This is a genomic window from Streptomyces piniterrae, assembly GCF_005048155.1.
In the GTDB taxonomy this organism is placed as follows: domain Bacteria; phylum Actinomycetota; class Actinomycetes; order Streptomycetales; family Streptomycetaceae; genus Streptomyces; species Streptomyces piniterrae.
Genome location: NZ_SUMB01000006.1, coordinates 363,220 through 376,734, shown reverse-complemented (window position 1 = coordinate 376,734; position 13,515 = coordinate 363,220). Strand labels below are relative to the sequence as shown.

The 13,515-nt window shown below is 71.5% G+C and carries 15 protein-coding genes; 1 reads left to right on the top strand and 14 read right to left on the bottom strand.

Translation table 11 applies throughout. From position 1 onward, the window contains the following. Nucleotides 1-48: 48 nt before the first annotated feature. From FCH28_RS20180 to FCH28_RS20115, 14 genes are all read right to left on the bottom strand, one after another. Nucleotides 49-825, bottom strand: a complete 777-nt coding sequence (locus FCH28_RS20180; protein WP_136741443.1) for an SDR family NAD(P)-dependent oxidoreductase — start codon at nt 823-825, stop codon at nt 49-51. 54 nt (nt 826-879) lie between these two features. Further along, nucleotides 880-1,695, bottom strand: coding sequence for an SAM-dependent methyltransferase (locus FCH28_RS20175; protein ID WP_136741442.1), 816 nt, complete (start codon nt 1,693-1,695; stop codon nt 880-882). An 84-nt stretch (nt 1,696-1,779) separates the two neighbouring features. Further along, nucleotides 1,780-3,033: a cytochrome P450 family protein gene (locus FCH28_RS20170; RefSeq protein WP_246103033.1), complete on the bottom strand. Its 1,254-nt coding sequence runs from the start codon at nt 3,031-3,033 to the stop codon at nt 1,780-1,782. 254 nt (nt 3,034-3,287) lie between these two features. Then, complete coding sequence (locus tag FCH28_RS20165; protein ID WP_246103031.1) at nt 3,288-3,602, bottom strand: antibiotic biosynthesis monooxygenase family protein; 315 nt, start codon at nt 3,600-3,602, stop codon at nt 3,288-3,290. Then, nucleotides 3,599-3,943 (bottom strand): antibiotic biosynthesis monooxygenase family protein, encoded by a 345-nt coding sequence (locus FCH28_RS20160; RefSeq protein WP_136741440.1) that lies wholly within the window; start codon nt 3,941-3,943, stop codon nt 3,599-3,601. The genes FCH28_RS20165 and FCH28_RS20160 overlap by 4 nt, the downstream gene beginning before the upstream one ends. After that, complete coding sequence (locus FCH28_RS20155; RefSeq protein WP_136741439.1) at nt 3,924-4,673, bottom strand: SDR family NAD(P)-dependent oxidoreductase; 750 nt, start codon at nt 4,671-4,673, stop codon at nt 3,924-3,926. Before FCH28_RS20155 ends, FCH28_RS20160 begins: the two co-directional genes overlap by 20 nt. 20 nt (nt 4,674-4,693) lie before the next feature. Beyond that, nucleotides 4,694-5,167 (bottom strand): SRPBCC family protein, encoded by a 474-nt coding sequence (locus FCH28_RS20150; protein ID WP_136741438.1) that lies wholly within the window; start codon nt 5,165-5,167, stop codon nt 4,694-4,696. A 59-nt stretch (nt 5,168-5,226) separates the two neighbouring features. Further along, the gene (locus FCH28_RS20145) at nt 5,227-6,489 is read right to left on the bottom strand and encodes a ketosynthase chain-length factor (RefSeq protein WP_136741437.1); all 1,263 of its coding nucleotides are present in this window, start codon (nt 6,487-6,489) and stop codon (nt 5,227-5,229) included. Between the two features lie 73 nt (nt 6,490-6,562). After that, nucleotides 6,563-7,840: a beta-ketoacyl-[acyl-carrier-protein] synthase family protein gene (locus tag FCH28_RS20140; protein ID WP_136741436.1), complete on the bottom strand. Its 1,278-nt coding sequence runs from the start codon at nt 7,838-7,840 to the stop codon at nt 6,563-6,565. Further along, a complete protein-coding gene (locus FCH28_RS20135; RefSeq protein WP_136741435.1) occupies nt 7,837-8,268 on the bottom strand; it encodes a cupin domain-containing protein in 432 nt (143 codons plus the stop codon). Before FCH28_RS20135 ends, FCH28_RS20140 begins: the two co-directional genes overlap by 4 nt. Beyond that, nucleotides 8,265-8,636 carry a TcmI family type II polyketide cyclase gene (locus tag FCH28_RS20130; RefSeq protein ID WP_136741434.1) on the bottom strand — a complete coding sequence of 124 codons (372 nt, stop codon included), beginning with the start codon at nt 8,634-8,636 and terminating at the stop codon, nt 8,265-8,267. The genes FCH28_RS20135 and FCH28_RS20130 overlap by 4 nt, the downstream gene beginning before the upstream one ends. A 91-nt stretch (nt 8,637-8,727) precedes the next feature. Continuing rightward, complete coding sequence (gene asnB, locus FCH28_RS20125; RefSeq protein ID WP_136741433.1) at nt 8,728-10,605, bottom strand: asparagine synthase (glutamine-hydrolyzing); 1,878 nt, start codon at nt 10,603-10,605, stop codon at nt 8,728-8,730. Continuing rightward, entirely contained in the window at nt 10,602-11,162 is a 561-nt protein-coding gene (locus FCH28_RS20120) for a hypothetical protein (RefSeq protein ID WP_136741432.1), read from the bottom strand. Before FCH28_RS20120 ends, asnB begins: the two co-directional genes overlap by 4 nt. Beyond that, nucleotides 11,159-11,611, bottom strand: coding sequence for an anthrone oxygenase family protein (locus FCH28_RS20115; RefSeq protein ID WP_136741431.1), 453 nt, complete (start codon nt 11,609-11,611; stop codon nt 11,159-11,161). Before FCH28_RS20115 ends, FCH28_RS20120 begins: the two co-directional genes overlap by 4 nt. A gap of 271 nt (nt 11,612-11,882) precedes the next feature. On the opposite strand from FCH28_RS20115, the gene FCH28_RS20110 reads away from it, so the two are divergent. Then, nucleotides 11,883-13,472, top strand: coding sequence for an FAD-dependent monooxygenase (locus FCH28_RS20110; RefSeq protein ID WP_136741430.1), 1,590 nt, complete (start codon nt 11,883-11,885; stop codon nt 13,470-13,472). Nucleotides 13,473-13,515 lie beyond the last annotated feature (43 nt).

Sequence of the window (13,515 nt, the reverse complement as noted above, 5' to 3'; positions counted from 1 at the left end):
GCCGCCGCGCCCGTCCCCGGACGCGGCGGCGGTGGGCCGCGGCGGGTGTCAGGCTCCGCCGGTGACCCGGATGGTCTGGCCGTTGATGTTGCCGTTGGCGCGGGAGCCGAGGAACACGATCGTGTTGGCCACGTCCTCGGGCACCGAGAGCCGGCCCGACGGGAGGGTCTTCGCCTTGGCCTCCAGCGCCGCCGCCGGGGCGATCCGGCGCACGTTCTCGGTCATGGTCTGGCCCGGGGCGACCACGTTGACCAGGATGTTCTCCGAGGCGAGCTCCCAGGTGAGGCTTCGCGCGATGCCCAGCAGGCCGGCCTTGGAGGCACCGTAGGCAGCGCCTCCGACCATGCCGTAGTCCGCGAGGCCGGAGGACACCATGACGATGCGGCCCCACTCGCGGCCGCGCATGGCCGGCAGCGCGGCGGCGATCGTGTGGAAGGTCGCGTCGACGGTGCTGCGCAGCACCTCCTGCCACAGCTTCGGGTCGGCGTCCTCGAAGGCGGGCATCACCCGGCCGGGGCGCGGGATGCCCTCGGACCACACCACGGCGTTGCTGACCAGGACGTCGATTCCGCCCCAGGTGTCGGCGACGGTCTTGACCGAGTCCCGGATGACGGTCTCGTCGTTGAGGTCGTAACGGACCGTCAGGGTGTCGGCGGCGCCGGCCTCCCGGGCGAGCCGGGCGGTCTCCTCCGCGCCTTCCTTGTTGTTGTGGTAGGTGATCGCCACGCGCGCGCCGTCCGCGCCGTAGGCGAGGGCCGTGGCCCGTCCGATGCCCGAGGAAGCCCCCGTCACCAGCACTACTTTGTTGTGCAGATCGGTCTTCATCAGTTGCTCCATTCCCGCCAGATCGTCGGTTCGGTGGTGCGGACGCCCGGCGGCTCAGACCTTTTTCGCCACACCGGCCAGCGCGTGTGCCTCGGCGCCGAAGCCCTCGGGGTCGCCCTCCGGGCCGATGCGCCACAGCGGAACCGGGACCACGCCGGGCTCGATGAGCTCAAGGCCCTCGAACAGTGCGGTGACCTCGTTGATGTCGCGCCAGTAGACCTCGCTGACGTTCTCCTGGTAGGTCTGCGAGGCGGAGGCCGGAACCTCCTCGGGCGCCGGCTTCTTCTCCATGCCGGCGTGCGAGATGACGACATAGCTGCCCGGGGCGAGCTTGTCGGTGAACTCCCGCAGCATGGCCTTCGGGTCGTCCGCGTCGCTGACGAAGTGCAGGACGGCGGCGAGGATCAGTGCGACCGGACGCGAGAAGTCGATCAGGTCCCTGGTCTCCTGCGCGGCGAAGATGTCGCCGGGCTTGCGCAGGTCGCCGAGGAGGGACGCGGCCTGGGTGTTGCCGGCGAGGATGGCCTTGCCGTGGGCCACCGCGACCGGGTCGATGTCCACGTACAGCACCCGGCTGTCGGGGTTGTTCTCGAAGGCGATCTCGTGCACGTTGCCCTCGGTCGGTATGCCTGAGCCGACGTCGAGGAACTGGTCGATGCCCAGCGTGGTCAGCTCGCTCACGGCGCGGCGCAGAAAGGCCCGGTTGGAGCGCAGGGTGCGGGGCAGCAGCGGGTTCTTGTCCGCGATGGACTTGGCGACCGCGACGTCGGCGGGGAAGTTGTGCGTGCCGCCGACCCAGTAGTCGTAGACCCGGGCGATGCTCGGCTTTTCTATGTCGACCTCGGGCGGTGCCCAGGACGGACGGTTCACGGAAGTCTCCTTACTGCGACGGGTGTTGCGGTCGGCTGGTGTTGCGGACGGCTGGTTGTGCGGAGGGGCGGGTGGCCGCGCGGGTCAGCGCAGCCGGACCGGCAGGGAGGCGAGCCCGCGCAGGTTGAAGCTCGGCCGCCAGGACAGCTCGTCCTTGGGCGTGGCGAGGCTCAGCCGGGGGAACCGGCGGAACAACTCGCCGAGCACGATGCGGCCTTCGAGCCGGGCCAGGGGCGCGCCGATGCAGTGGTGGATGCCGTGCCCGAACGCCAGGTGTCCGGAGTTCTTGCGGGTGATGTCGACACGGTCCGGGTCGGTGTAGCGCTTCGGGTCGCGGCCCGCGGCGCTCAGCGAGATGGTGATGAACTCGCCCTTGGGGATCAGTACGTCGCCCAGCCGGATCGGCTCCAGGGTGAACCGCCAGGTGGCGTTGGCCAGGGGCGCGTCGATGCGCAGGAACTCGTCGATGGCGCTGTCCCAGAGGCCGGCGTCGGCCGCCAGCAGCGCGCGCTGGTCCGGGTTGGTCAGCAGCGCCAGGGTGCCGGTGTTGAGCAGGTTGACGGTGGTCTCGTGGCCGGCGACGAGGAGCAGGAAGGCCATCGAGATCAGTTCGATCTCGTCGAGCTTCTCGCCCTCGTCGGTCGCCTCGATGAGCGCGGTCAGCATGTCGTCGGCCGGGTTCTCCCGCTTGTCCGCGATGAGCGCCCGCAGGTAGCCGACCATGTCCTGGCTGGCGTCGAGGGCTTCCTCGCTGCCCTGGCCCGAGGTGAGCAGGTTGGACCAGCGGCGGAACTTGTCGCGGTCCTCCGGCGGCACGCCGAGCAGCCAGCAGATCACGGTGAAGGGGACCGGGAAGCTGAGGGCGTCCATCAGGTCCACCTCGTCCCGGTCCTCGATGGCGTCCAGGAGTTCGGTCACCAGCTCGGTGATCCGCGGCCGGAGTGCCTCGACCTGACGCATGGTGAACGCCTTGGCGACGAGCTTGCGCAGGCGGGTGTGGTCCGGCGGGTCGCTGTCCAGCATGGTGGTGCTCAGTTCGGTGGCGAACTGCTTGCGGGTTCCGCGCTGTGCCTGGAAGTGCGCCTGCTTCTCGGGGTCCGCGAAGTTCTGCGGGACCAGGCCGTAGCCGACGCGCATGTCCTTGCTCACCCGAGGGTCGGTCAGCAGCGCCTTGGCGTCCTCGTAGCGGGTCACCAGCCATGTCTTGAGGCCGTTGGGAGTGGCCACGAGGTGGGCGGGCGACTCCTCGCGCAGCTTCGCGAGCGTGGGGTGCGGGTCGCTTATGAAATCGGAGTCGAACAGCTCGAGTATCTTGCTCGTCGGCGCGGCACTGGCCACGTGGGGCTCCCTCATAAGACGGGGCGGATTCAATCGTTCAGTTCGCGAAATCAGATTTCTCTCGGAACTCATTCAGTCACAGGGAAAGGGGAGTTACCACCCGGGTCCAGCGTTCTTCGACCCCGCTTCGAGCGGAATTCCGATCTCGGCTTCCTGCCATGGAATTCGGCTTTCCGGATTCCGTACGGGAGCGGCGGGCGGCCGCCCGCCGGGCCGTCGCGGGCTCGGCCCGGCAGGCGGCGTCCGTGCGCGGGTCAGTAGCTCGCGAGGACCTTGTAGATCTCGAAGGGATGCTCGCGCCCGGTGTCCCGGAACTCGCGCAGCGGGGCGGTCTGGTCCTTGTGCCCCGCGCCGCGCTCCCACTTCTCGAAGGACTCCCAGCTGTCCCAGTGGCTGATCACGACATAGCTGTCGGATCGTCCCACCTGGTTCATCAGCTGGTTGCCCAGGAGGCCGGGAGTGCCGGCCATCCGGCGGCTGGCCTCGTGGTACGCGGCCACGACGGCCGCCTCCCGGTCGGTGAGGTGGTAGAGCACCACCTCGACGGACGGGGTGGCGGGGGCGGTCACGCGGCCGCTCCGGCGAGGCCGGCGACGACGTGCATGGTCGTCATGGAGCCGCCGCTGCGGTACGGGTGGAGCCTGGTGCGGTGCGCGAGGTGGCGGTCGCTGGTCTCGAACGCGCGGAACTGCGGCTCGTCGACCCAGTCGCTCACGATGTAGTAGACGTCCTCCTCGCCCTGTTCGGCGCCGCGGGAGAGCCATTGGCCGATATTGGCCGGGTGGCTGGTGACGGACTCGCCGACTTCCTTCCACACCCGCTCGAATTCAGCGCCCATGCCGGGTTTTATCTGCATGCGCAGCATGACTCTGAATACCGGTTGGGACACGTCAGATTCCTCCGTCGACATTGATCGTCTCGCCGGTGACGTACGCGGAGAGATCGCTGAGCAGGAAGAGGACCGGTGCGGCCAGCTCCTCGACGGTGCCCAGGCGGGCGAGCGCGGTCTTCTGCGAGTAGGTGGCACGCAGGCCCTCGGCGCGCTCCGCCGGCATGTCGGCGAACGCCTCGGTCTCGATGACGCCGGGCGCGACGACGTTGACGCGGATGCCCTTGCCGCCCAGCTCCTTGGACAGCGAGCGGGTCAGGCCGATCACCGCGGCCTTCGCGGCCGTGTAGTGGGCGCGCAGCGGGATGCCGGCGGCGGCGCCGCGGGAGCCGATGTTGACGACCGAGCCACCGGGGCCGAGCAGCGGCAGTGCCTGCTGGATGACCCGGTACGAAGCGGTGAGGTTGGTGTCGATGACCCGCGCCCACTCGTCGGCCGGCAGCTCGGCGAATGGTATGTGGGTGATGGTGCCGGCGTTGTTCACGACGCCGTCGAGCCGCCCGTAGCGGTTTCCGGCCTCCTCGACGAGCCGGTCCACCTCGGCGATCTCGCCGATGTCGGCGCGGATGACGTGGTGGTCGCCGCCGGCCTCCTTGAGTTCACGGCGCAGGCTCTCGACGTACTCGCTCTCCTGGCGGTAGCAGGTGAGCACATCGGCGCCGGCGCGGGCGGCGGCCAGGACGATGCCCCGGCCGATGCCCCGGGTGCCTCCGGTGACGAGCAGCTTCTTGCCGCGCAGTCCGAGTTCCACGGTGTTTGCCTCCTGTTGCGTCAGCGGGTTCGGGCGGTGAGGGCGGCGCGCGCGGCGGCCTCCAGCTTTTCCTTGATCAGGTTCATCTGGACCACGGTGTTGCGGTTGATGCGGTCCGTCATGCCCGCGTCGTCGAGCGGCGCCCCGTCCTTCATGTGGAAGTCCTGGGTCCACTGCATCCGGACGCCGTCGTCGGTCTGGGTGTACTCCCAGTGGATGTTCATGTGCTCGAACGGGCCGGTCTCCACGCGGTGGGCGCGGACGGTACGGGTCGCGACGTCGGTGGTGCGCCGGGAGACCCAGCTCCACACCTTGCCGTTCTCGTCGGGGTGCAGGGCCAGCCGGAAGGTGACGGTCGGGCCGTCCTGCTCCAGGATCTCGGCGACGGAGTACTCGCTGAACAGCTCGGTCCAGGACGCCACATCGTTGGTGCGCTCCCAGACGAGGTCCATCGGGGCGTCGATGACAACGGAGTTGCTGGTGTGGCCCGCCATCAGAATCGGGCCTCCACGGTGAATGCGCTCATGCCTTCCTGCCTTTCTCGTATGAGGGCTCACTTGATGTGGTCGGTGCGGTCCCCGGCGTCCACGACCAGCGCGGACGTGAAGCCGCCGTGCCCTCGGGCCAGGACCACGGCGATCCGGGGTGCGGTGTGCCGTGGGCGGTCGACGACCAGGTCGATGTCCAGCCCGGGGGCGGGGCGGCCGGGGCCAGCGGTGTGCGGGATGACGCCGGCGCTCAGGCTGAGCAGGGCGGTCGCCACGTCCAGCGCCGCACCGCCCGCGTACAACCGGCCGGTGAGGGTCTTGGGTGCGGTCACCGGCACCCGGCCGGCTCCGAACACCTCGTTGATCGCACCGGCTTCGGCCCGGTCGAGGTCCGGTACGCCGACGGCGTCGGCGAACACCACGTCCACGGCGTCCGCGGTGACCCCGGCGTCCGCGAGGGCCCGGCGGATCACCGAGGCGAGCACGGGCGGACGCGTGGAGCCGGCCGGCGGGTCGAACCCGGCGGCGTAGCCGAGGATCCGGCCGTAGTGCCCGGCGCCCCGCTCGCGGGCGCCCTGCTCCGTCTCGACGACCAGCATGGCCCCGCCCTCGCCCGGGGCGTAGCCGCCGGCGGACTCGTCGAACGGCAGGTAGGCACGTGTCGGATCGTCCTCGGTGGACAGCGCGCCGGTGGGCAGCTGGGCGGTCAGGCCGTACGGGCACAGCGAGGCGTCCGTACCGCCGGCCAGCACCAGCCGGGAGCCGGTGTCCAGCAGCCGCCGGGACTGGCCCAACGCGTCCAGTCCGCCGGCCTGTTCGGCGCAGATCACGCCGCAGGGGCCGCGCATGCCGTGGCGGATGGAGACCTGTCCTGTGGTCGCCGCGTAGAACCAGGCGATCGACTGGTAGGCGCCGACCCACGCCGGGCCGCGCTGGTAGAGCTGCTCCATCTCGTGCTGGCCGAACTCGGTGCCGCCGGAGGAGCTCGCGGTGACCACGGCCATCTCGTACTCGGGCAGTTGCGCCGGGTCGGCGTCCGCGTCGGCGAGGGCGGCCTGGGCGGCAGCCAGGGCGAAGTGCGTATAGCGGTCGGTCTGCACGGCGAGCCGGCCGGGAACCTGGTCGCCGGCCTCGAAACCGGGCACCTCCCCGGCCACCTTCACCGGGTACGAGGACGGGTCGAAGCGGGTGATGCGGCTCAGGCCGCTCTTGCCGGCCAGCACCGACTCCCAGTGCCGGCGGACCCCGATACCGGTCGGGGCGACCACCCCGATGCCGGTGACGACAGCGGGCCGGCGCGGCCCCTCAGGTATGCCGAGCGCACTCATGCCGAAACCTCGCTCCGCTCGGCCCCGCATTCGCGAGGCACGCACCTCTTGTTGATTCGCTCGCTGCGCTCGCTCATGCCGCCTCCCCCGATCTCCCGGGGCGGCCGAGGACCATGGCGCTCTGGAAGCCGCCGAAGCCGCTGCCGACGCTCAGCACGTGGTCCATGCGGTGCTCGCGGGCGGTCATCGGCACATAGTCGAGGTCGCACTGCGGGTCGGGGACCGACAGGTTCGCCGTCGGCGGCACGACCTGGTGGCGCAGTGCCAGCGCGCAGGCGGCGACCTCCAGGGAGCCGATCGCACCCAGCGAGTGCCCGATCATCGACTTGATCGAACTGACCGGCACCTCGTAGGCGCGCTGCCCCAGGCTCCGCTTGAACGCGGCCGTCTCGTGCCGGTCGTTCTGCTTGGTGCCCGAGCCGTGCGCGTTGATGTAGTCGATGTCCTCCGGGTCGAGCCGGGCCCGGTCCAGGGCGACGCGGATGGCCTCGGCCATCTCGCGGCCGTCGGGCTTGAGCCCGGTCATGTGGAAGGCGTTGGAGCGGCTGGCGAAGCCGACCACCTCGGCGTAGACGGTGGCGCCGCGGCGCCGGGCGGCCCCGGCCTCCTCGATCACCATGACCGCGGATCCCTCGCCGAGGACGAAGCCGTCGCGGCGCCCGTCGAAGGGCCGGGAGGCGTGGGCGGGGTCGTCGTCGGTGTTGGGCGTGGTGGCCTTGATCGCGTCGAAGCAGGCGGAGGTGATCGGCGACAGCGGGGCGTCGGTGGCCCCCGCGATGACGATGTCGGCGGTGCCCTCCTCGATGAGCTGGACGCCGTGGGCGACCGCGTCGAGACCGGAGGTGCAGCCGGTGGAGATCAGTGCGACCGGGCCCTCCGCCCCGCCCTGCCGGGCGACTTCGGCCGCCAGCGTGCTGGGGACCATGTAGCCGTACAGGTGCGGGACGCCGTAGGTGTGGTCGACCAGCCAGTTCCGGCCGCCGTCCGACAGGACCGCGTACTCGTCCTCCAGGCCGGTGGTGCAGCCGACGGCACTGCCGATGCTGACACCGATCAGGCCCGGGTCGACGGCTCCGAGGTCGATGCCGCTGTCCTCGACGGCCTCTCGGGCCGCGACCACCGCGAACTGGGCGGCCCGGTCCATCCGGCGGACTTCCTGGGGGCTCAGGCCCGCGGCCACCGGGTCGAAGTCGCACTCGGCGGCGACCCGGGAGCGGAACTTCGCCGCGTCGAACAGGCTGATCTCCCGGGTGGCCGTACGGCCGTTGGAGAGCAGGTCCCAGTAGGCGTCCCGGCCGATGCCGCCGGGGGCGACGGCGCCGACCCCGGTGATGACGGCACGACGGCTCATCGGGCCCCTCCGACGTCCGGGTTGGCGCCGCCCTCGACGAGCGGGGCCTCGGTGTCGACATGGCCGAGCTCCGGGCGGGGCGCCAGCGGGGACAGATGGAAGACCACCTGCGCCGGCTGCTGCCCGGCGTTGACCAGGCGGTGGCGGACACCGATCGGGACGAGCAGCGAGTCGCCGGGACCGATGCGTATGGGCTCGTCGTCGAGGGTGATCTCCAGGTCGCCGGAGATGACGTGCAGGAACTCCTCGGAGTACGGGTGCAGATGCTCGGTGACGTACTCGCCCTCGGCCAGGCGCAGCGTGCCGCCGAACCCTGAGGTGCAGCCGACGGTGCGCGGGCTGAGGGTGATCCGGATGTCGCCGCCGCGCTTGCGGTTGGCGGCCACCTCTTCCAGGTTGACCTTGCTGGGGGTCGCGGCGGTGGTCATCGGGCACCGCCCAGGTTCGGGGCGGACGGCGGGGTGACGACCGGCCCGCTCTGCGGGGTCCATGAGTAGAACGGGACGGCCATCGCGTCACGCGGCTCGCGCCAGTTCGGGTCGTAGGGGGAGATGAACTCCTGCAGCCGGGTGTTGATGTCGTTGTAGAGCGGGTGGCTGCGGGCCTTGTAGAGGTTGGGGCCGATGTCCTGCTCCGCCTCTACGAGGTGGAAGTACAGGTCGTGGAAGGCGAACAGGGTCCGCCTGGAGACGCCCACCATGTGCGGCAGGTCGGTGCTGTCCGAATCCGCGAAGACCTTGGCGACGCCTTCGGCGTCGGCGAGGTCCATCCGCGCCACGATCAGTGTGCGGTGCACGTTGCCCTCCTGGCTTCTTCGGTCGTTGTCCCACCCTCGCGGGCGGTTCTCGAACGTGTCTTGAAACGGTCTGGACCGGCGGCCCGCGGGGTCAGATCCGCAGGTCGATCCGGTACTCGGTCAGCCAGGTCTCCAGCTGCAGCACCATTTCCATGCTGGCCCGCTCGACCCAGGCGAAGGCGCCCTGCGGCGAGCCGTCGGCGGTCAGCGCAGCGGCCGACGCCGAGGTGTCGAGCAGCCCGGCGACGGCGGCGTCGCGGTCCGTGGCCAGCTCGACGAACCGACGGCGCACGAAGTCCCCGTAGGCCGCTTCCTGGGTGGTGGGGTAGGCGCTCTTCTTGCGCTGGAGTACGGCCTCGGGCAGCAGGTCGGCGACCGCGGAGCGCAGCAGGCTCTTCTCGACGCCGGCCACCCGCTTCATGGTGGACGGCACGTTGTAGACGTACTCGACGAGCGCCCGGTCGCAGAACGGGGGCCGCAGCTGCACGCCGTGCGCCATGCTCATGCGGTCGGCGCGGTCGAGGTGGGTGGGTGCCCAGCGGGTGAGGGCGAGATAGGTGACCTCACGGGCCCGGCGCTCGGCGGCGGAGTCGCCGTCGAGGTGCGGGACCTCGGTGAGGGCGTCGCGGTAGTGCTGGTCGGCGTAGCCGAGGAAGTCGAGCTCCTTGCGCAGCTGCCGGTCGACCATGGAGGTGCCCAGGCCGCCCGCGGCGGCGTCGTGGCCACGCTCGAAGGAGACCCACGGGAACGTCTGCGAGTTGCTGTGCTTCGGGTCGTACGCCCAGAAGTAGCCGTTGAAGACCTCGTCGGCGGTCTCGCCGGAGAGCACGGCGGCGAAGCCCGCCTCCCGGAGCCGGGCGAAGAACTGGATGAGGGAGACGTCCATGTCGCCGAGCGGGGACGGGGCGTCCTGGACGCGCAGCGCTGCCGCGTGCACCTCGGGGTCGGTGAGGGCGGCCGTGTCCAGCAGGATCTCGCTGTGCCGGGAGCCGATGTGCTGCGAGGCGAGCGCCGCGAAGGGCGCGTCGGGTGTGGCGCGCATCGTGGGGTGCGGCTCGAAGTTCTCGGTGTAGCCGGTGAAGTTCACCGAGAAGCTGCGCAGCGGGCCGGCGCCGTCGGCGGTCAGCGTCCGGTGGGCGAGGGCGGTCAGGGCGCTGGAGTCGATACCGCCGGAGAGCATGGCGGCCACCGGCACGTCGGCGCGCAGATGGGAGCCGACCGCGTCGGCGAGCAGAGCGCGGACGGTGTCGACGGTGTCCTGGAGGCTGTCGGTGTGCTGCCGGGCGGGCAGCGACCAGTAGCGCTGCTCCCGGCTGCCGGGGCGGCGGACGACGAGCACATGGCCGGGGACGACCTCGCGCATGCCGCGGTAGACGGAGGTGCCGGGCTTGCGGCTGTGCGCGAACAGTTCGCGCAGGCCGTCGGCGTCCACGACCGGCGCCACGTCGGGGTGGGCGAGGATCGCCTTGGGCTCGGAGCCGAACAGCACGCCGGTGGGGGTCGGGTAGTAGCTGAGCGGCTTCACGCCGAGGCGGTCGCGGGCCAGCAGGAGCTCCTGGCGGCGGGCGTCCCACAGGGCGATCGCGAAGAGTCCTTCGAGGTGCGGGAGGAAGTCGGTGCCCCACTCCAGGTAGGCGTGCAGGGCGGTCTCGCCGTCGCCGCCGCCGGTGAACCGGTGGCCCCTGGTGGCCAGTTCGGCGCGCAGCTCGGCGTGGTTGGTGACAGCACCGTCGAGCGAGAGGACCGCGACGGTGGTGCCGCCCTCGGTGGTGTGGACGGCCGGCTGCCGGCCGGTCTCCGTGGTGTCGCGGAGGGCCAGCCGCCGGTGGGCGAGCGCGGCATGGCCCTCGGCCCAGATGCCCTGGCCGTCGGGGCCGCGGTGGGCCAGGGCGGCCGTCATGGCCTCGACGACGTCGGCCTGCGGGGACAGGTCCCGCTCGAAGTCGACCCAGCCGGCGATTGCGCTCATCGGGAGGTCCTCTCATTCATGGCGAGTTCGGTGGTGTCGCCGAGGTCGGCCGATACGGCGACGAGGGCGAGCGGGGCGTCGGCGACGGCGGCGCGGAAGTCGTCCAGGGTGGGCTGCGCGGTGACGGCGATGCCGAGGCGGCGCCGGCCGGCCTCGGGGCCGTAGCGCTCGTACAGCTCCAGGTAGCCGCGGGCGGTCAGCTCGGGGTCCGTGATCAGCTCGAAGCGGGCCGGGCTGCGCCGGCCGCGCCAGGTGAGCCCGCCGTCGGCGCCGCCGGCGAAGTTGTGCCGCCAGGCGCTGCCGGTCGCCACGACCAGCCGGCCGTCGAGGCGGTGCACTCCGGCGGGTACCACCAGCAGCCGGCCGGAGCGGCGTCCGGTGAAGTGCAGCAGGGCCAGATGTTCGGCGACCGGTCCCGGGTCCGGCTTCGAGAGGATCGCGATCATGCGGGCATTGGCGGCGGCGCGGTCCTCGGCGCCGGGCAGGGCGCGGGTGATGCGCGGTCCCGCCGCGGCGGACTGCGCTGACCGGGCGGACTGCGCGGACTCGGCGGTCATGACAGCACCACGGCGGCGGCGGTCAGGGCGCAGCCGGCGACGGCGAAGCAGGTGCGCAGCAGATGCCAGTCCCGCCACTGCACGCGCGGGTCCTCCCAGCCGGGGCCGAGGTCCTCGGGCCGGGTCTTCTTCACCCGGTTGTTGATGGGCACGTTCCGGGTCTGGGAGACCACGGCGACGCCGGTCATGGCCAGTGCGGCGGCGATGAACAGCGCCCGGGGCCCTGTCTCTTCGGCGCGCACGGCGAAGGCCGCGTCGATGACGACGGAGCCGCTCACGATGAACGGCATGATCCGGTCGTAGCGCTTGCCGAGCAGCTTGTGGGTGTCGACGTAGCGATCGGGCGTCATCGCGATCAGGGCGGGCATCACGCTGATCGCCACGGCGAACAGCACCCCCGCCACCAGCCCGGTGCCCAACAGCACCAGCACACTCAGGGTTTCCACCACGGCCCGAGACCTCCCGTCCAGCGCGGATCGTCAACAGCGGTACGTCAACAGCGGTTCGAAGATTTCAGCCGGGCCTCGTGCGCCACTCGAAGCGGTCTGGACGAAGCGGACGCCCAAGTCGCCGCGATACAGGGCGCGTTCGGAGTGCGAGCGGTTCTCTAGCCGACCGCTGTTGGCTGGCCGGGAGTGTCCGGAACCGCATCGGGACGGAACCGGCAGCGGGACAGAACCCCATCGGGACAGATCGGCATCGAGACAAGGAGCGCATCCGGTGACGGAGCAAACTGACGTACTGATCGTGGGCGGCAGCATGGTGGGCCTGGCCCAGTCCCTGTTCCTCGCCCAGCAGGGCATACGGCCGGTCCTCGTCGAGCGGCACGCGCACATCTCGGCGCATCCGCGGGCGCAGGCCGCCAGCCCTCGCACGATGGAGCTGATCCGGGCCCTGGGCCTGGAGCGGAAGGTACGCGCGCAGGAGAACCCGCATGCGCAGTACGGCGACATCCTGCAGGTGGAGTCGCTGACGGGGGCCGAACTCGGCCGGTTCGACGGGCCCTTCCGCCATGACCCGAACGAGGTCAGCACGACCGGCTGGACCCTGATCGGCCAGGACCGCTTCGAGCCGGTGCTGCGCGCCAAGGCCGAGGAGCTGGGCGCCGACATCCGCTTCGGCACCGAGCTGGTGAGCTACGAGCAGGACGCCGACGGGGTCACCGCGGTGCTGCGGGACCTGCGGCACGACACCGAGACCACGGTCCGCGCCGCGTACCTGGTCGCGGCGGACGGGTTCCGCAGCCCGATCCGTGAGGGGCTGGGCATCGGCACGCACGGCCAGGGTGTCTTCGGCCGGCAGATGAACGTCATCTTCCACGCCGCGCTCGACGAGTACGTCGCGGGCCGCGAGTTCTTCCTCTGCTTCGTCAGCAACGACAAGGTCAAGGGCGTGCTCGGCCGGCTCGACGACGCGGACCGCTGGGTGCTGGCGCCGAGCCTGCCGCCGGAGGAGACCCACACCGAGTACTCCGAGGAGGACTGCGTCGAGATGGTGCGGGCCGCGGTCGGCGTGCCGGACCTGGACGTGGCCGTCGAGACGAGCAGCAGCTGGGAGATCGCCGCGCGGGTCGCCGACCGGTTCCGTTCGGGCCGGGTGCTGCTGGCCGGTGACGCGGCCCATGTCATGCCGCCCACCGGCGGGTTCGGCGGCAACATGGGCGTGCAGGACGCGCACAACCTGGCGTGGAAGCTGGCGCTGGTGCTCCGCGGGCAGGCCGGGCCCGAGCTGCTGGACACCTACGAGGAGGAGCGCGTCCCGGTCGCCGAGTTCACCGTCGAGCAGGGGGTGATCCGCTACCTCCAGCGCAGTGGCCTGGACGAGGAGGTCGCGGCCCGGCACCGCCCGGAGACCACCGTGCTGTTCGGCCATGTCTACCGTTCGGGCGCGGTGCTGTCCGAGCCGGGCGCGGACGACGGCGCCCCGGTGGAGGACCCCACCCAGCCCTCGGGCCGTCCGGGCACCCGCGCCCCGCACGTCGAGCTGCGCAGCGGGGGTACCGACACCCCGCTGCACGATCTGCTGACCGGCGGCTGGCGACTGCTGGCCGGCCCCGACGGCGCCCTGTGGGAGCGCGCCGCGGGCGGTGTCTCCCGGCTCACCGGCCTCGATCTCGTCTGCCACCGGGTGGGCGGCGAGGAACCGGCCGAGGTGGTCGAGGAGTTCCTGAAGAAGTACGGGATCACCGCCTCCGGTGCCGCGCTGGTCCGCCCGGACGGGTTCCTGGCCTGGCGCACCGCCGAGCAGCCCGCCGACCCGGCCGTCGAGCTGTCGGCGGTCGTCCACCGGCTGCTGTCGCGCACGGTCTGAGCCGGCCGGATCCCGCGCACCACGACTCGGCGCGCCTCCCGAC

Coding starts and splice junctions, on each gene's coding strand:
- FCH28_RS20180 (WP_136741443.1), bottom strand. CDS start 825: ATGAAGACCGATCTGCACAACAAAGTAGTGCTGGTGACGGGGGCTTCC.
- FCH28_RS20160 (WP_136741440.1), bottom strand. CDS start 3,943: ATGTCGACGGAGGAATCTGACGTGTCCCAACCGGTATTCAGAGTCATG.
- FCH28_RS20150 (WP_136741438.1), bottom strand. CDS start 5,167: ATGGCGGGCCACACCAGCAACTCCGTTGTCATCGACGCCCCGATGGAC.
- FCH28_RS20145 (WP_136741437.1), bottom strand. CDS start 6,489: ATGAGTGCGCTCGGCATACCTGAGGGGCCGCGCCGGCCCGCTGTCGTC.
- FCH28_RS20140 (WP_136741436.1), bottom strand. CDS start 7,840: ATGAGCCGTCGTGCCGTCATCACCGGGGTCGGCGCCGTCGCCCCCGGC.
- FCH28_RS20135 (WP_136741435.1), bottom strand. CDS start 8,268: ATGACCACCGCCGCGACCCCCAGCAAGGTCAACCTGGAAGAGGTGGCC.
- asnB (WP_136741433.1), bottom strand. CDS start 10,605: ATGAGCGCAATCGCCGGCTGGGTCGACTTCGAGCGGGACCTGTCCCCG.
- FCH28_RS20120 (WP_136741432.1), bottom strand. CDS start 11,162: ATGACCGCCGAGTCCGCGCAGTCCGCCCGGTCAGCGCAGTCCGCCGCG.